12 protein-coding genes are annotated in these 16764 nt (G+C 70.3%); 9 read left to right on the top strand and 3 right to left on the bottom strand.

The genetic code is table 11. From position 1 onward, the window contains the following. Positions 1 to 58 precede the first annotated feature (58 nt). The 8 genes from sucC (at position 59) to H537_RS0104300 (ending at position 8173) form a co-directional block, all read left to right on the top strand. A complete protein-coding gene (gene sucC, locus H537_RS0104335) occupies positions 59 to 1219 on the top strand; it encodes an ADP-forming succinate--CoA ligase subunit beta (protein ID WP_028996914.1) in 1161 nt (386 codons plus the stop codon). A gap of 38 nt (positions 1220 to 1257) precedes the next feature. After that, a complete protein-coding gene (gene sucD, locus H537_RS0104330; protein ID WP_028996913.1) occupies positions 1258 to 2151 on the top strand; it encodes a succinate--CoA ligase subunit alpha in 894 nt (297 codons plus the stop codon). A gap of 157 nt (positions 2152 to 2308) precedes the next feature. Then, complete coding sequence (locus H537_RS0104325) at positions 2309 to 3025, top strand: TerC family protein (RefSeq protein WP_028996912.1); 717 nt, start codon at positions 2309 to 2311, stop codon at positions 3023 to 3025. A 471-nt stretch (positions 3026 to 3496) separates the two neighbouring features. Then, entirely contained in the window at positions 3497 to 4198 is a 702-nt protein-coding gene (locus tag H537_RS0104320) for a TerC family protein (RefSeq protein WP_028996911.1), read from the top strand. Between the two features lie 24 nt (positions 4199 to 4222). After that, complete coding sequence (locus H537_RS0104315) at positions 4223 to 4666, top strand: hypothetical protein (protein ID WP_028996910.1); 444 nt, start codon at positions 4223 to 4225, stop codon at positions 4664 to 4666. Between the two features lie 93 nt (positions 4667 to 4759). After that, positions 4760 to 5698, top strand: coding sequence for a serine/threonine-protein kinase (locus tag H537_RS41115; protein WP_051241811.1), 939 nt, complete (start codon positions 4760 to 4762; stop codon positions 5696 to 5698). Between the two features lie 186 nt (positions 5699 to 5884). Continuing rightward, a complete protein-coding gene (gene corA, locus H537_RS0104305) occupies positions 5885 to 6871 on the top strand; it encodes a magnesium/cobalt transporter CorA (RefSeq protein ID WP_028996909.1) in 987 nt (328 codons plus the stop codon). Between the two features lie 438 nt (positions 6872 to 7309). Continuing rightward, positions 7310 to 8173 carry a ferritin family protein gene (locus H537_RS0104300; protein ID WP_028996908.1) on the top strand — a complete coding sequence of 288 codons (864 nt, stop codon included), beginning with the start codon at positions 7310 to 7312 and terminating at the stop codon, positions 8171 to 8173. Positions 8174 to 8229: 56 nt separating this feature from the next. Here the strand turns inward: H537_RS0104300 and H537_RS0104295 are convergent, their stop codons facing one another. From H537_RS0104295 to glnE, 3 genes are read right to left on the bottom strand one after another with little or no spacing between them, the layout of a single operon-like run. Next, positions 8230 to 9138: a DMT family transporter gene (locus H537_RS0104295; RefSeq protein WP_028996907.1), complete on the bottom strand. Its 909-nt coding sequence runs from the start codon at positions 9136 to 9138 to the stop codon at positions 8230 to 8232. Continuing rightward, positions 9113 to 9796 carry a rhomboid family protein gene (locus H537_RS0104290; protein ID WP_156901389.1) on the bottom strand — a complete coding sequence of 228 codons (684 nt, stop codon included), beginning with the start codon at positions 9794 to 9796 and terminating at the stop codon, positions 9113 to 9115. The genes H537_RS0104295 and H537_RS0104290 overlap by 26 nt, the downstream gene beginning before the upstream one ends. A 20-nt stretch (positions 9797 to 9816) precedes the next feature. Then, positions 9817 to 12543 carry a bifunctional [glutamate--ammonia ligase]-adenylyl-L-tyrosine phosphorylase/[glutamate--ammonia-ligase] adenylyltransferase gene (gene glnE, locus H537_RS0104285; RefSeq protein ID WP_028996905.1) on the bottom strand — a complete coding sequence of 909 codons (2727 nt, stop codon included), beginning with the start codon at positions 12541 to 12543 and terminating at the stop codon, positions 9817 to 9819. A gap of 130 nt (positions 12544 to 12673) precedes the next feature. Between glnE and H537_RS41110 the strand changes: the two genes are divergently transcribed. Then, positions 12674 to 16738, top strand: a complete 4065-nt coding sequence (locus tag H537_RS41110; RefSeq protein ID WP_064735910.1) for a YhdP family protein — start codon at positions 12674 to 12676, stop codon at positions 16736 to 16738. The last annotated feature ends 26 nt before the right edge of the window (positions 16739 to 16764 follow it).

Genomic DNA, 16764 nt, shown 5'->3' with positions numbered 1-16764 from the left:
TCCCGGCCGGCCGGCGACCACAGTCTGAGCCGACACATCCACCCCAGAGTCACACCCCATGAAGATCCACGAATATCAAGGCAAGGAATTGCTGCGCCAGTTCGGCGTGCCGGTGCCGCGCGGCTACCCGGCCTTCACCGTCCAGGAGGCGGTGGAAGCCGCCCAGAAGCTCGGCGGCAATGTCTGGGTGGTGAAGGCGCAGATCCACGCCGGCGGTCGCGGCAAGGGCGGCGGCGTCAAGCTCGCGCGCTCCAACGACGAGGTCAAGGCGCTGGCCGGTGAGATCCTGGGCATGCAGCTCAAGACCCACCAGACCGGTCCCGAGGGCCAGAAGGTGCGCCGCCTGCTGATCGAAGAAGGCGCCGACATCAAGAAGGAGTACTACGTCGCCGCGCTGACCGACCGCGCCACGCAGAAGGTCGCCATGATGGCCAGCTCCGAAGGCGGCATGGACATCGAGGAAGTGGCCCACGCCACGCCCGAGAAGATCCTGAAGGTCTTCGTCGAGCCCGCCGTCGGCCTGACCGACGAGCAGGCGCTGTTCCTGGCGCAGGGCATCGGCGTTCCCGAAGGCAGCCAGGCCCAGGCGGTCCAGGTGCTCAAGGGCCTGTACCAGTGCTACATGGACACCGACGCCAGCCTGGCCGAGATCAACCCGCTGATCCTGGAAGGCAACGGCAACATCAAGGCCCTGGACGCGAAGTTCAACTTCGACTCCAACGCCCTGTTCCGCCATCCGGAGATCGTGGCCTACCGCGACCTGGACGAAGAGGATCCGGCTGAAGTCGAGGCCTCCAAGTTCGACCTGGCCTACATCAGCCTGGACGGCAACATCGGCTGCCTGGTCAACGGCGCCGGCCTGGCCATGGCCACCATGGACACCATCAAGCTCTTCGGCGGCGAGCCGGCGAACTTCCTGGACGTCGGCGGCGGCGCCACGGCCGAGAAGGTCACCGAAGCCTTCAAGATCATGCTGAAGAACCCGGAGGTCAAGGGCATCCTGGTCAACATCTTCGGCGGGATCATGCGCTGCGACACCATCGCCGAAGGCGTGATCGCCGCGTGCAAGGCGGTGAACCTGTCGGTGCCGCTGGTGGTGCGCATGAAGGGCACCAACGAGGACCTGGGCAAGAAGATGCTGGCCGACTCCGGCCTGCCCATCATCTCCGCCGACACGATGGCCGAGGCGGCCACCAAGATCGTGGCCGCGGTGAAGTGATCCGCTCTGTCCTGCACTGAATCTCGGAAGAACACCCCATGAGCATCCTCATCAACAAGGACACCCGCGTCATCACCCAAGGCATCACGGGCAAGACCGGTCAGTTCCACACCCTGGGCTGCCAGGCCTACGCCAACGGCAAGGAGTGCTTCGTTGCCGGCGTGAACCCCAAGAAGGCCGGCGAGAAGTTCGCTGACATTCCCATCTACGCCAGCGTCAAGGAAGCCAAGGCCGAGACGGGCGCCACCGTCAGCGTGATCTACGTGCCGCCCGCGGGCGCCGCCGCCGCCATCTGGGAAGCCGTCGAGGCCGACCTGGACCTGGCCATCTGCATCACCGAAGGCATCCCGGTGCGGGACATGCTGGAAGTGCGCAACAAGATGAAGGCCAAGGTCGCTGCCGGCGGCAAGGAAACGCTGCTGCTGGGCCCCAACTGCCCCGGCCTGATCACGCCCGAAGAGATCAAGATCGGCATCATGCCCGGCCACATCCACCGCAAGGGCCGCATCGGCGTCGTGTCCCGCTCGGGCACGCTGACCTATGAAGCCGTGGCGCAGCTGACCGAGATCGGCCTGGGCCAGAGCTCGGCCGTGGGCATCGGTGGCGACCCGATCAACGGCCTGAAGCACATCGACGTGATGCGCGCCTTCAACGACGATCCGGACACGGACGCCGTGATCATGATCGGCGAGATCGGCGGTCCGGACGAGGCCGAAGCCGCCCAATGGTGCAAGGCCAACATGAAGAAGCCCATCGTCGGCTTCATCGCCGGCGTCACCGCCCCTGCGGGCAAGCGCATGGGCCACGCCGGTGCGCTGATCTCCGGCGGCGCCGACACCGCTGACGCCAAGCTCGCCATCATGGAAGAGTGCGGCTTCAAGGTCACGCGCAACCCGTCGGAGATGGGCAAGCTGCTCAAGGCCCTGCTGTAAGCAGCGCTTGCGTGCACTGCGGCCGCCGCGGGCGGCCGCGCAGCGCCCGTTCGTAATATTACGAACGCTGAGGGCGGATCCGCTGCCTACACTCCGGCAGCGCTCGGGAGGGCTTCGGCCCTCTTTCCTTTTTCCCCCTCACCTCCGCCGTCGCCCCATGGAAATCATGTCTGCCGCCTTTTGGGCAGCCCTCGGATCGATCATCGTCGCCAACATCCTGCTGTCGGGCGACAACGCCGTCGTGATCGCCCTGGCTGCGCGCTCGCTGCCGCCGCACCAGCAGAAGAAGGCCATCTTCTGGGGCAGTGCCGCCGCCATCGTGATGCGGATCGTGCTGACGCTCATCGCGGTCAAGATGCTCACGCTGCCCTACCTCAAGATCGTCGGCGGGCTGCTGCTGGTCTACATCGGCGTGACGCTGATGCTCGATGAGGACGAAGAGGGCGGGGAAAACAAGCACGCCAGCAGCGGCATGGCTGCAGCGATCCGCACCATCCTGGTGGCCGACCTGGTGATGAGCCTGGACAACGTGCTGGCGGTGGCCGCCGCCGCCAAGGGCGACACGGTGCTGCTGGTGGTGGGCCTGGCCGTCAGCATCCCGCTGATCATCTTCGGCAGCACCATGCTGCTGAAGGTCATGGAACGCTTCCCGATCATCATCACGCTGGGCGCGGCCCTGCTGGGCTTCCTGGCCGGCGAGATGCTGCTGACCGATCCGGCCGTCACGGGCTGGGTGGGCGGCGAGCTGCCGCACAGCACGGTCAACGTGGCCGGTGCCATTGGCGCGCTGGCGGTGGTGGGCATCGGTCTGGCGCTGCAGCGCCGCTCGCGCGCCGCCAAGGCGCAAGAGGAAGCCTCCGCTCAGCGGATCTGAGCCCACGCCGCCGTGGCGCGCCAGGCGCGTCGCGGTCCACCGATCTGCCGGCGGCCCCTGCCCGCCGCTTCCAACGCCCGACGCGCTGATGCGCATCGGGCGTTTTGCCTTCCAGAAAGCGGTTTCACACGCCTTGATCCCAAGCAATGGGCCCTGAAAGCCGAAGGCTGCAGCGATAAAAGCTTGATGCCGTCGCTTGCATCTGATGAAATCCAGGCTTCCCGAAGGGGAGTAGCTCTCCAGCGCGGCCGGCTCGTGAAGCGGCGCGCCGGATCGGCAGGTCGTCAATACGAAGCCATCGGCTTCCGGCCTGCCGGGCCATAACCAAAACTCCAGCCGAGCAAGACCTTCGACGCAGACCGCCCGTGGCGGGATGCTCGAAGGCGCCTTTTCCTCCATCGGCGTCGACGCGCGTTCATCCGTCGCACGGTCTGCACAGGTCTTGTTGCAACCGTCCCTTTCGGAGAGCCCATGGAGTTTCTGTCCCCCGCCTGGTTTTCAGCCCTGGCCGCCATCGTTCTTATCGACCTCGTGCTGGCCGGCGACAACGCCATCGTCATCGCGCTGGCCGCCCGCAGCCTGCCTACGCACCTGCAGAAGAAAGCCATCCTCTGGGGCACCGTCGGTGCCATCGTCATGCGCTCGCTCATGACGGTGGGCGTGGTGTGGCTGCTCAAGATTCCGGGCCTGATGCTCGTGGGCGGCCTGGGCCTGGTGTGGATCGCCTACAAGCTGCTGGCGCCGCAGCACGGGGAGGACGGCCACGGCGGCCCGCAGGCCAACACCTTCTGGGGCGCGATGCGCACCATCGTCATCGCCGACGCGCTCATGGGCGTGGACAACGTGCTGGGCGTGGCCGGTGCCGCGCACGGCGCCTTCGATCTGGTCGTGATCGGCCTGCTCATCAGCGTGCCCATCGTGGTCTGGGGCAGCTCGGTGGTGCTCAAGCTGGTCGAGCGCTTCCCCGCCATCACCTACATCGGCGCGGGCGTGCTGGCATTCACGGCAGCCAAGATGATCGTGGGCGAGCCGCTGCTCGACGCCGTGTTCGACCCGTACCTGGCTGCGCGCATCGCCGCCTACGTGGTGCTGGTGGTGGGTGTGCTGGGCGCGGGCTGGTGGACGGCACGCCGCGCTTCGGAATCGCTGCATTCGCAATCCCCGGCAGCCTGAGGCTGCCATCGCAGGAGGCGTCACATGGAGAAGATCGCTGTTTTCGTCGATGACGCCGCACATGCGCTGCGCGTGCTGCAGCCGCTGGCCCAACCCGGCACGCACTGGGTGCTGGTGGGCTGCGCGCCCAAGCTCACGCACCGTGTCAGCAAGTGGGTGGCGCACAGCAGCCGCGAGCAGTGGCGCGCGCGCTGGGCGGCACAGCTGTTCGACGAATTGCGTCCGCAGCTCGTGGGCGCGCGCATCGACACGCTCGTGGCGCGGCGGCCGCTGCCGGAAGTGGCGCAGCAGCTGCAACTGCGCCATGGACGCAGCCTGCGCATGATCGACGCCCGCCGACCCCGCGTGGGCCATGTCCACGAGGCGCTGCCGACGGAGCTGGTCGAAACTCCCACGACGCAGGACCGCTGGACGGTGCCCATCGCGGTGACCTCAGGCCTGAGCCTGGTGCTCACGCTCAGCGACTGAAAGCCCGCCGGGGAGCACCGCCTTGCACCCTTGGCGGCACCCCGGTGCGTGCTAAGGTGGCCCAGAGACCTGAGCGACAGGGACGGGCGGCACATGGCATGGGAGCTGACGGCATGGTGGCGGCGGCGGCGCGAACAGCCCGCCGCCCCGGCGCTGGCGCCGACCGAAGGCCTGATGCCGGGCCTGCTGTTCGCAGGGCTGCGCATCGAGCGCCTCATCGGCCGCGGCGCCCTGGGTGCCGTGTACCTGGCCCACGACCCCGCCAGCGGCGCCGCGCGCGCGCTGAAGACGCTGGTTCTCCAGGAAAGCGACGCCGCCTCGGCGCAGGCCCTGCAGCAGGCTTTCATGGCAGAAGCCGAGGCGGCACGGCGGCTGCACCATTCGGACATCGTGCAGGTGTTCGATGCTGGCCGGATCGGCGGCCTGGGCTATCTGGTGATGGAGCTGGTGCCCGGCTGCGACCTCACGCGCTACACGCAGCCGGCCCGGCTGCTGCCCGAGCCGCTGGTGCTGGAGATCGGGGCGCGCGTGGCCGAGGCCCTGGCCCATGCGCATCGCCAGGGCGTGCTGCATCGCGACGTCAAGCCCGCCAACGTCATGCTGGACCTGCCCTCGGACCAGCTCAAGCTCACCGATTTCGGCCTGGCTCGGCTGCATGATGCCGCGCGCACGCGCAGCGGGCTGCTGCTGGGCACGCCGGCGTACATGGCGCCGGAACTGCTGGCCGGCGCCAGCGCCGATGCGCGCAGCGATCTCTACGCGCTGGCGGCAATGGTGTTCCAGCTGCTGACCGGACGGCTGCCACACGAGGGCGAGTCGCTGGGCCAGTTGCTGCAGTCCATCGCGCGCGAGGAGCCACAACCGTTGCACGCGCTGCGCCCCGAGCTGCCGGAAGCGCTGTCCGCCTTGCTGGCGCGGGCCCTGTCGCGCTCGCCCGGCGTGCGCGAGGGCGACGGCCTGGTGCTTGCGCGTGAATTGCGTGCGATCGCGCATGCGGCCTGGGGCGGAGGGCCCCTGGGGCCGGTGAGATAATTCGCGGGTCCCTTTCACGGAGACGACATTGGACCGAAGTCACCCTCGGTGACCGTCCACTCCGACGCGTGACCGCCTGGCGGACCCACGAGGGGTGAGGCGGTTTTCACAACCTCGACGGGCCCGGCGCACCGCCTTCTGGCGCGCGCGGCGCCCCGCAACACATGCGTCGTTGGAGATGGGCAGATGCTCAATGTGTTCACGCTGGAGGCCGGCAAGCTCAAGGGCCGGCTGCTGCAGGAAGAGCTGCACGACCCCGCACCGCTGAACGGCCTCAAGCCGGTGTGGGTCGATCTGGAAGACCCCACGGAAGAGGAAAAAGCCTGGATCCACGCCCGCTTCGGCCTGGTGCTCCCCGCCGACATCGTGGACGAGGACCTGGAGGAATCGGCGCGCTTCTATGAGGAGGACAACGGCGAGCTGCACATGCGCTCGGACTTCCTCATCGACGCCGACAGAGGCCATGACGAGCAGGGCTCGCGCAGCGTGCGCGTGGCCTTCATCCTGCGCGAGAACGTGCTGTTCTCGGTCCACGATGAGGACCTGCCGGTGTTCCGGCTGCTGCGCCTGCGCGCACGGCGCATCCCGGCCCTGATCGAGGACGCCAAGGACGTGCTGCTCAAGCTCTACGACGCCGACGCCGAGTACAGCGCCGATGCGCTGGAGAGCATCTACGACAACCTGGAAAAGGTCAGCCAGCGCGTGCTGCGGCAGGAGGTCAACGACGTCGCCGCCGGCGAGGCGCTCACGGCCATCGCGCGCGAGGAGGACCTCAACGGCCGCATCCGCCGCAACGTCATGGACACGCGCCGCGCGCTGAGCTTCCTCATGCGCAGCCGCATGCTCAATGCCGAGCAGTTCGAGGAGGCGCGCCAGATCCTGCGCGACATCGACTCGCTGGACAGCCACACGGCGTTCCTGTTCGACAAGATCAACTTCTTGATGGACGCCACCGTCGGATTCATCAACATCAACCAGAACAAGATCATCAAGATCTTCTCGGTGGCCTCGGTGGCGCTGCTGCCGCCCACGCTCATCGCAAGCCTTTACGGCATGAACTTCAAGTTCATGCCCGAGCTGGAGTGGGAAATGGGATACCCCTTCGCGCTGGCGCTGATGCTTTTCAGCGTCATCACGCCGTTCTGGTATTTCAAGCGCAAGGGCTGGCTCTAAACCGTCGGCACGCCCACCTTTCTCCTCGCTGCAAAGAAAAACGGGACACCGTCTCGAACGGTGCCCCGTGGCTCATAAAGACTGCCGTGCCGCGCCCCGTAGCGAACGAGGGAGGGAGGGAGGAGGAGAAGCGCTTACGGGATTACAGCCGGCGGTGCCGGCGGGCGGCAGGGCAGAAAAACCAGGTACCGAGCTGAGCGCCTTCAACAGCATCGGCACGGACATGAGACAACACACCACATGTCGGGTTCCACCACTGTGATGCACCGTTACCTTTGCATTCCCGCTGCAACGAGAATTTGGCAAGGTAGGGAGTTGATTGGCATCAGACGCGAAACTGTGCTGCCGGTGTAGGCGTTGTCATAGGGTTATCAGGTAGCCCCTCTAGAATTCGCAGTTCTGCCCAAGAACCGCCCACTTCAAAAAATGTCGTCCGCCATGCTCTATCCCGAACTCTTCAAGCAACTCGAAGCCGTCCGTTGGAACATGGACACGGACATTCCGTGGGACCGCTTCGATGCTGCTCAGCTGAGCGAGGAGCAGGCGCGCACGATCAAGATGAACGCCATCACGGAGTGGGCGGCGCTGCCGGCCACCGAGATGTTCCTGCGCGACAACCGCGGCGACAGCGACTTCTGCGGCTTCATGAGCGTGTGGTTCTTCGAGGAGCAGAAGCACTCCCTGGTGATGATGGAGTACCTGCGTCGCTTCCGCCCCGACCTGGTGCCCACCGAGGCCGAGCTGCACGAGGTGCGCTTCGAGTTCGACCCGGCGCCGCCGCTGGAGACGCTGATGCTCCACTTCTGCGGCGAGATCCGCCTGAACCACTGGTACCGCCGCGCGGCCGAGTGGCACACCGAGCCGGTGATCAAGGCGATCTACGAGACGCTGGCCCGCGACGAGGCGCGCCACGGCGGCGCCTACCTGCGCTACATGAAGCGCGCGCTGGTGCAGCACGGCGACGCGGCGCGCCTGGCCTTCGCCAAGGTGGGCGTGCTCATGGCCAGCGCCCGCCGCACCTCGCAGCCGCTGCACCCGACGAACCTGCACGTCAACGAGAAGCTGTTCCCGCGCGACACGGTGCAGAGCCGGCTGCCCGACCCCGACTGGCTGGAGCAGTGGCTGGACAAGCAGATCCAGTTCGACGCCGCCTGGGAAGGCAAGGTCGTGGAGCGCATCCTGCACAACATGAGCCTGCTCATGGGCCGCGAGTTCCCGAACGTCCAGACGCTCAACCGCTTCCGCAAGGAGATGGCGCAGAAGCTGGCGGCGCCGGCTGACGCGGCATCCGCCGAAGCCTGAGCCCGGACATCGACCGGGCCTGAGCAAGGCGCCCCCGTGGGGGCGCCTTTGTTTTTTCAGCGCGGCCGCCGGTTCACGGCGGCGATGCCCACGCACACCGCCGCCGTCGCCACCACCAGCCGCGCAGTGAGCGGCTCGTCCAGCAGCGCCACGCCGGCCAGCAGGCCCGCCAGCGGCGTGAGCAGCGTGAAGGCGGAGAGCTTGGTTGCCGGGTAGTGGCGCAGCAGCTCGAACCACAACAAATAGCTGGCGAAGCTGACCACCACGGTCTGGAAGCCCATCATCGCCAGCGACAGCGCGCCCACGCGCACCGGCCAGGGCTCGCCGGCCAGCGCCGAAGCCGCCAGCAGCAGCACGCCCGAGACACCGAGCTGGTAGAGCAGCGTCACCTCCGCCGGGGCGGCCGAGAGCCGCGTGGCGCGGATGGACAGCGTGGTGCAGCCCCACAGCAGCGCCGCCAGCACCCCCAGCGCGTCGCCCAGCCACTGGCGCGAGCCGGCCGTCGCCGGACCGTTGAAGCTCTCGCCGAAGGCCCAGGCCACGCCCGCGAAAGCCACCAGCAGCCCCGACGCCTGCAACGGCGACAGCCGCTCGGCGCGCGCGATCAGCGGCATGCCCAGCGCCACCACGAAGGGCGCGAGGTACACGAACACCACCATGCGCGAGGCGCTGGTGTACTGCAGCCCGATGAAAAGGCAGCTGAACTCCGCCGCGAACAGCGCCCCGGCCAGCAGCCCGCCGCGCCAGGCACCTGCCGGCGCACTGCCCCGCAGCGCCTGGCCCCGCGCCCGCGACCACAGCGCCACCAGCAGCGCCGCGCCCAGCGAACGCAGCCCCGCCTGCAGCAGGGGCGCGATTTCCGCCAGCGCCACCTTGGCTGCCACCTGGTTCAGGCCCCACAGCCCGCAGCACAGGACGATGCCGGCCACGGCCCGGGCATCAAGGTCTGTTTTTCTGTCGCTCATGCCATTCCACGGCCAGGGCGCACAGCAGCCCGGCCAACACGCCCGCCGCATGCGCACGCGTCGCGACGGCGAAATCCCATCCCACCGCCCCTGGCGCCGCCAGCCGCGGTCCCCAGGGCGACTCCCACGCCAGCTTCAGCAGCAATCCCGCCCACACCGCCGCGCCCACCGCGCGCTGCAGCCCGTGCCGCGCCAGCAGCGCCGTGCTGGCCAACGCCACGCCAGCGTGCAGCACGCCTGACAGCCCGCCGTAGTGCAGCAGCCTGGGCGTGCCCCACAGCGCCAGCAGGAGGTGCGTCAGCGGCCAGGCGATGAAGCCGCCCAGCGCGTGGCCGCGGCCCAGGCCCGCGGCCCGGCCATAGAGCGCCAGCACTGCTGCGCCGGCGGCGTTGCCCGCCAGGTGCAGCGGCGTCCAGTGCACCCAGGCCGCCGTCCACAGCCGCCAGGGCTCGCGCAGCCAGCGGTCGGGCTGGAGGTCTAGCGCCGCGGGCGGCAGGAAGAAGTAGGCGGCACAGGCGCCGAGGGCCAGCAGCGCGCACAGCGCGAACCAGGCATGGCCGGGCTGGCGCTCCGCGGCGCCCTCCGGCCGTCCGGAACCAACGAAAGCGGCGCCCAAAGACGCCGAGGCCTCCCGCGAACGGGAGGCCTCGGAGGACACGCGCAACGGGTCGTGCCGCTTCAATCAAAAACCGCGTGCCACAGCGCCAGCACCGCCTCGCGCGGCTCCTTGAACTGCTCGGGCGGGAACTGCGTGGGCTGCTCGTCCAGCCGCGCGCGGTGCTGCGCGCGGCGCAGCTCGCGGTAGGCGGCGGCCGCGGCGCTGCCCACGCCCGCGGGCAGCAGCCCCGCATTCTCCGCACGCAACATCAGCGCGATGTTGCCCACGTTGTCCAGCAGCTCCGGATGGCGTTCGCCATGGGCCAGCACCAGGAACTGCACCGCGAACTCTGCGTCCACCATGGCGCCGGGGCTGTGCTTGACGTCGAAGAGCCCGTCCTTCACCGGGCGTGCGGCGCGCATCTTGTCGCGCATGGCGTGCACCTCCTGGCGCAGCGCCACGGCGTCGCGCGGTGCGCTGAGCACGGCGCGGCGGATCTCCTCGAAGCGCACGCCGATGGACGGGTCGCCGGCCGAGAAGCGCGCGCGCGTGAGCGCCTGGTGCTCCCAGGTCCAGGCCGTGTTGCTGCCGCGGCCGAGCTGGTAGCGCTCGAAAGCCTGCAGCGAGGTCACCAGCAGCCCGGAATTGCCGTTGGGCCGCAGCGCGGTGTCGATGTCGAACAGCTCGCCGGCCGAGGTGCGCAGCGTCAGCCAGGTGATGAGCTTGCGCACGAAGCCGGCATAGGTTTCCGCGGCGCTCTCGTCCTCGTCGTCGAAGAGGAAGACCACGTCCAGGTCGCTGCCGTAGCCCAGCTCCTTGCCGCCGAGCTTGCCGTAGGCGATGACGGCAAAGCGCGGCACCTCGCAATGCTTCTTGCGCAGGTGACGCCAGCCCCAGTGCAGCGTGCGCTCCAGCACCGCGTCGGCCAGCGCCGAGAGGTCGTCAGCCACCTGCTCCACGGTGATGTGGCCTTCCACGTCGCGCACCAGGGTGCGGAACACCTCGGCATGGTGGGCGCGGCGCAGGGTGTCGAGCAGCGACTCCTCGTCAGCCTGGCCCGAGCGCTCCCAGGCGGCGTGGCGGTCGTCGAGCTCACGCGCAAAGGCCGTGGGATCGAAGCGCTGGTCGATGATGCGGCGGTCCGCCAGCTCGTCGATCACGCCCGGATGGCGCATCAGGTAGCGCATCGGCCAGCGCGCCAGGCCCAGCAGCCGCAGCAGCCGCGCCTGCACCTCGGGACGCTCCACCAGCAGCGCGAAGTAGCTCTCGCGCCGCATCAGCGGTTCCAGCCAGTCGATGAAGCGCAGCGCCGCCTCCGGCGTGCAGCTCTGTTGCTCCATGGCCTGGGCCGCGCGCTGCACCAGCCGTGCCAGTCGCAGCTTGCTGTCCTCGCGCAGCGCCTGCACCTTGGGCTGCTGCACCCACTGGCGCACGCGCTGGCCCAGCTCGCCCGGCAGCTTGGCCAGGAAGGTCTCGTCGTCCACCGGCAGCGGGGTGCCGCCGCAGCTGCGGCAACCGTTGCCGCGGGTGGGCGGGCTGCGGCCGTCGTGCAGCAGGGCATCGAACTCCAGCGCCACGAACTCGCGCGTCTCGCCCAGGCGGTCCAGCAGCTCGCAGGCGTCGGCGCTGCAGGTGAGCTCCATGCTGCGCGCGATCCAGCCCAGGTCGCCGTCGGCGGTGGGCAGCAGGTGCGTCTGCTGGTCGTCCAGGAACTGGATGCGGTGCTCGACGCGGCGCAGGAAGGTGTAGGACTGCGCCAGCCGCTCGGCGGTGGCCGGGGCCATCAGTCCGTGCACGGTGAGCTTCTGCAGCGCGCGCAGCGTGGAGCGGGTGCGGATCTCCGGGAACTGCCCGCCGCGCACCACCTGCAGCAGCTGCACGATGAACTCGATCTCGCGGATGCCCCCGCGCGAGAGCTTCACGTCGTTGGCGCGCTCGGGCCGGCCCGCGGCGCGGCGCTGGGCTTCCTCGCGGATGCGCAGGTGCAGCTGGCGCAGGCCCTCGAAGACGCCGTAGTCCAGGTAGCGCCGGTACACGAAGGGCGTCACCAGGTCGCGCAGCTGCAGCGCGCGCCCGCTGGTGACGGCCGCACGCGGCGCCACCACGCGGCTCTTGAGCCAGGCGAAGCGCTCCCACTCGCGGCCCTGCGCATAGAAATAGGTCTCCAGCATCGCCAGGCTCACCACCGGCGGGCCGGAGTTGCCGTTGGGCCGCAGCGCCAGGTCCACGCGGAAGACGAAGCCGTCGTCGGTGGTGTCGCCGATGAGCGCGTACAGCCGCTTGGCCACCTTGGCGAAGTACTCGTGCGCGGAGATGGGCACCGCGCCGTCGGTCTCGCCGTCCTCCTCGTACACGTAGATCAGGTCGATGTCGGAGGAGACGTTGAGCTCGCGTCCGCCGAGCTTGCCCATGCCCACGATCCAGAACTCGATCGGCTCGCCGGCGGCGGTGCGCGGCTGGCCGTGGCGCTCGGACTCCTGCGCGCGCGCCTCCGCGAGCGCCGCCTCCAGCGTGGTCTCGGCCAGCGCCGTCATGGCGCTGGTGATGTCTTCCAGCGGCGCGCGCTGCTCCACATCCAGCACCGCCAGCCGCTCCAGCACCAGCTGGCGCGCGATGCGCAGGGCCGAGGCCAGTGGGCGGCCGGTGGCGGCAAGGGCTTCGATCAGGGCCTGGATGCTGGCGCCATCGGGCACGCCTTGTGCCAGCAAAGGAAGCAGGTCGGCATGGCGGCGACGCACGCGCTGCACGAAACGGCTGTGTTCCGCCAAAGGCGGTTCAACGGTCGAACTTGGAGAAACGGAAGCCATCGTGCCGGCAAAACCCCGTGTGCTAGATTGATCGGGTCTTGGAGCGGCCCCGGAGAACCGACCGCGCTGGCGTCCGGTTCCCGATCACCTGTTGTACCTGTCGCGCCGAACACCCGGCGGGCATTCCGACATGCCTCCAATCCCCCCCGATCCCGTCGCCCGCAGCCGCTCGCGTTGGCCTTGGGGCTTGCGGCTGGCAGCGGGTCTCTTGATCGCGGCGTGGAGCCTACTGCTGCTCGCCGTGGCAGTCCTGCACTGGGTCATATTGCCCCACGCCAGCGAATGGCTGCCGCGCATCGAGTCCTACGCCAGCCGCTCGCTCGGTGTACCGCTGCGCATCGGCGACATCCAGACCCGCGGCGGCGGCTGGGTGCCGGCGCTGGAATTGCACGACGTGGTGCTGCTGGACGCGCAGCAGCGCGAGGCGCTGCGGCTGCCGCGCGTGTCGGCCGCCGTGTCCGCGCGCTCGCTGCTGACGCTGCGGCTGCGCCTGGAGCAGCTGGTGATCGAGGACGCGCAGCTGGAGCTGCGCCGCGACGCGCAGGGCCGCCTCCACGTGGCCGGCCTGCCGCTCACCAATGACACCGCCAGCGGCAGGAACGACACCGCGCTGGCCGACTGGTTCTTCGCCCAGCCCGAATTCCTGGTGCGCAACGCGCGCGTGCGCTGGACCGACGAGCTGCGCGGCGCTGCGCCCGTGGAAGTGAGCGACGTGCTGCTGCTGCTGCGCAACGGGCTGCGCCGCCACGAGCTGCGGCTGGACTTCACGCCCCCGCCCGCCTGGGGCCAGCGCTGGTCGGTCCAGGGCCGCTTCAAGCAGCCGCTGCTGGCGCGCGCCTCGGACTTCAAGCGCTGGCGCGGCACGCTGCACGTCGACCTGCCTGCCATCGACTTCGTGCCGCTGCAGCAGCTCGCCACGCTGCCGGCAGAGATACGCGGTGGGCAGGGTGCGCTGCGCGCTTGGCTGGAAATCGACCGCGGCGACGCGCGCGAAGCCACGCTGGACCTGGCGCTGCGCGATCTGAGCCTGCGCCTGCCCGACCACGAGCCGCTGGCGCTGGCGCAGCTGGAGGGACGGCTGACGGCACAGCGCGACGGCAAGGACCTGACGCTGCGTGCCCAGCAGCTGGGCTTCACCACCGACGACGGGCTGAAGTGGCCCGCCGGCAACACGCGGCTGCACCTGCGCCGGGGCGCCCAGCCCGGCGGCGAGCTTGACGCCGAGCGGCTGGACCTGGCCCTGCTGGCGCGGCTGGCCACCCGCGTGCCGCTGCCCGAAGGCGTGGAGGCGCGGCTGCGCTCGCTGGCGCCCGAAGGCGTCGTCACCGCGCTGGAAGCCCGCTGGGACGGGCCGCCGGAGCAGCCCGGGCGCTACCGCGTCAAGGGCCGCGTCGCGGACCTGGCGCTGGAGGGCGTGCCGGTGGAGGGCCACATCGGCCAGCCCGGGGTGCGCGGCCTGAGCGCCGAGTTCGACGCCAGCGAGGCCGGCGGCAGCGCGCGGCTGCAGATCGCGCGCGGCGCCATGGAATTCCCGGGGCTGTTCGAGCAGCCGCGCATCGGCGTCGAGCGCTTCAGCAGCGTGCTGGCCTGGCGGCTGCAGACGGCGGCGGCGCCGAGCGCGCCGAAGCTGGAGTTCCACCTGCGCGACGTGAAGCTGGCCACGGCCGACGCGCAGGCCGAGTTCAACGCCACCTGGCGCACCGACGCCCAGGGCCGGCTGCCAGGCACGCTGGAGCTTGACGGGCGGCTGCTCCAGGGCCGCGCCCAGGCCGTGGCGCGCTACCTGCCGCTGACCCTCCCCGCCGACACGCGCCACTGGGTGGCGCAGGCGGTGCAGGCCGGGCGCATCCCGCAGGCCTCTTTCCGCGTGCGCGGCGACCTGCGCGACTTCCCCTTCCGCCGCGGCAACGGCGAGTTCCGCATCGCCGGCCAGGTGGAGGACACGACGCTGGCCTACGTGCCCGACGACCCGTCCTGGCCCGCGTTCACGCAGGTGGCCGGCGAGCTGGTGTTCGACCGCGTCTCGATGGCGCTGCGCAACGTGCGGGCGCGCGTGGCGGGACTCGGGGTGGAGCTGGCCGGCGTCAACGGCGGCTTCGCCGACCTGGAGCAGGCACAGCTGCGCATCGAAGGCACCGGGCGCGGGTCGGCGCACGACATGCTGCGGTTCGTGAACAGCTCGCCCGTGGGCGGGTGGATCGACGGTGGGCTCAAGGACGCCGACGCCACCGGCAACGCCGAGCTGCGCCTGGCGCTGCAGCTGCCGCTGCAGCACCTGGACCAGAGCGCGGTCCAGGGCAGCGTGCTGCTGTCGGGCAACGACGTGCGCCTGGGGCCCAACGTGCCGCTGCTGGCCGCCACGCGGGCGAAGGTCGAGTTCACGCGCCAGCGCATGGGCATCACCGGCGGGGCGCGCGTGCTCGGCGGCGACGCAGTGTTCGAGGGCGGCACGCAGCCCGACGGCACGCTGCGCTTCAGCGGCAACGGCATCGCCAGCGCCGACGGGCTGCGACGCGCGCCGGAGCTGGGCGTCATCTCGCGCCTGGCCGGCGCCTTCAGCGGCCAGGCGCCGTACCGGCTGCAGCTCGCGGTGCGGCAGGGACACCCGGAGTTCGTGGTGCAAAGCAACCTGATGGGCATGGGCGCCGAGCTGCCCGAGCCGCTGCGCAAGGCCCCCGAGGCCGCGCTGCCGTTGCAGGTGAGCACCCGCGTGGTGGGCGACGGCGCGACGCTGCACGAGCACTGGCAGGTGGACGTCGAAGGCTTGCTGCAGGGCCAGCTCGTGCGCGACCTGCAGCACCAGGACGCCGACGGCGACGCCGTGCTGCTGCGCGGTGGCCTGGGCGTGCGCCAGCCCGCGCCGCAGCCTTCGCACGGCTTCGGCATCGCCGTGGCGCTGCCGGCGCTGGACCTCGACGCCTGGCAGCAGACCTGGGAGCGCCTCTCGCGCAGCCCCGCCGGCAGCGGGCAGGGTACGGGCGCCGCCAGTGGCACGGGCAACGCGGGCGGCGCGGCGGCCATGCCGCCGATGAGCGTGGCGCTGCAGGTGCAGCAGCTGATGGTGAGCGGGCGGCGGCTGGACCACGTGGTGGCCGGCGTCACGCACGCCGGTGGCAGTGACACCTGGCGCGCCAACCTGCATGCCGACCAGCTCGACGGCCACGTCGAGTTCCGCTCTGGCGACGCTGCGCAGCCCGGGCTCGTGCGCGCGCGGTTGGCGCGGCTGGCGCTGCCGCCCAGCGCGGCGCAGGGTGTGGAGTCGCTGCTGGCGCAGGCCCCGGCGAGCGTGCCGGCGCTGGACATCGTGGTGGAGGCCTTCGAGCTGGGCGGGCGCGACCTGGGGCGCGTGGAGATCCAGGCCGTCAACCGCCGCAACGGCCCGCGCCCGGCCGAGTGGCAGCTCGACAAGCTGCAGCTCACCACGGACGAGGCCGAGCTCAAGGCGCTGGGGAAGTGGGTGCCGGGTACGGACGGGCGCCGGCGCATGGTGATGGACTTCCGGCTGGAACTCGCCAACGGCGGCGCGCTGCTGCAGCGCCTGGGCCTGGGCGGCGTGCTGGAAGGCGGCAAGGGCCGGCTGCAGGGCGAGGTGTCGTGGCCGGGCTCGCCGCTGGCGCCGGACCCCTCGCGGATGGACGGGCAGCTGCGCGTGGACATCCAGCAGGGCCGCTTCCTCAAGGCCGGCGCGGGCGCGGGGCGGCTGCTGTCGGTGCTGAGCCTGCAGTCGATCCCGCGGCGGCTGACGCTGGACTTCCGCGACGTGTTCCTGCAGGGCTTCGCCTTCGACAGCCTCGCCGGCGACGTGCACATGGACGACGGCGTGGCCGAGACCAACAACCTGCTCATGCGCGGGCTGCAGGCCGCGGTGCTGATGGAGGGCCGCGCCGACATCCCGCGCGAGACGCAGGACCTGCACGTGGTGGTGGTGCCCGAGATCAACGCCGGCACCGCCTCGCTGGCCTATGCGGCCATCAACCCGGCCGTGGGGCTGGGCACCTTCCTGGCGCAGCTGTTCCTGCGCCGGCCGCTGATGCAGGCCGGCACGCGCGAGTTCCAGGTCAGCGGCTCGTGGAGCGATCCGCAGGTGGAACGCGTGGAGCGCGCGCTGGGCAAGCCGCTGCCCAACCTGGACCCGTCACCCTCGCCGCCGCCAGCCGCGGCGGCCGCGGCGTCGAGCCCGCGGGTGCAGAACTGAAACCTGAACCTCAACCCTTGCGAGAG

Origin of the sequence: Azohydromonas australica DSM 1124, from assembly GCF_000430725.1 — a bacterium.
GTDB classification, from domain to species: Bacteria; Pseudomonadota; Gammaproteobacteria; order Burkholderiales; family Burkholderiaceae_C; genus Azohydromonas; species Azohydromonas australica.
Note: the sequence above shows the minus strand (reverse complement) of the source record. Positions and strands in the feature narration are given on the sequence as shown.

What these genes read in the sequence shown, in the direction of transcription:
- sucC (WP_028996914.1), top strand. Translation starts at nt 59, where the DNA reads ATGAAGATCCACGAATATCAAGGCAAGGAATTGCTGCGCCAGTTCGGC.
- sucD (WP_028996913.1), top strand. Translation starts at nt 1,258, where the DNA reads ATGAGCATCCTCATCAACAAGGACACCCGCGTCATCACCCAAGGCATC.
- H537_RS0104325 (WP_028996912.1), top strand. Translation starts at nt 2,309, where the DNA reads ATGGAAATCATGTCTGCCGCCTTTTGGGCAGCCCTCGGATCGATCATC.
- H537_RS0104320 (WP_028996911.1), top strand. Translation starts at nt 3,497, where the DNA reads ATGGAGTTTCTGTCCCCCGCCTGGTTTTCAGCCCTGGCCGCCATCGTT.
- H537_RS0104315 (WP_028996910.1), top strand. Translation starts at nt 4,223, where the DNA reads ATGGAGAAGATCGCTGTTTTCGTCGATGACGCCGCACATGCGCTGCGC.
- H537_RS41115 (WP_051241811.1), top strand. Translation starts at nt 4,760, where the DNA reads ATGGCATGGGAGCTGACGGCATGGTGGCGGCGGCGGCGCGAACAGCCC.
- corA (WP_028996909.1), top strand. Translation starts at nt 5,885, where the DNA reads ATGCTCAATGTGTTCACGCTGGAGGCCGGCAAGCTCAAGGGCCGGCTG.
- H537_RS0104300 (WP_028996908.1), top strand. Translation starts at nt 7,310, where the DNA reads ATGCTCTATCCCGAACTCTTCAAGCAACTCGAAGCCGTCCGTTGGAAC.
- H537_RS0104295 (WP_028996907.1), bottom strand. Translation starts at nt 9,138, where the DNA reads ATGAGCGACAGAAAAACAGACCTTGATGCCCGGGCCGTGGCCGGCATC.
- glnE (WP_028996905.1), bottom strand. Translation starts at nt 12,543, where the DNA reads ATGGCTTCCGTTTCTCCAAGTTCGACCGTTGAACCGCCTTTGGCGGAA.
- H537_RS41110 (WP_064735910.1), top strand. Translation starts at nt 12,674, where the DNA reads ATGCCTCCAATCCCCCCCGATCCCGTCGCCCGCAGCCGCTCGCGTTGG.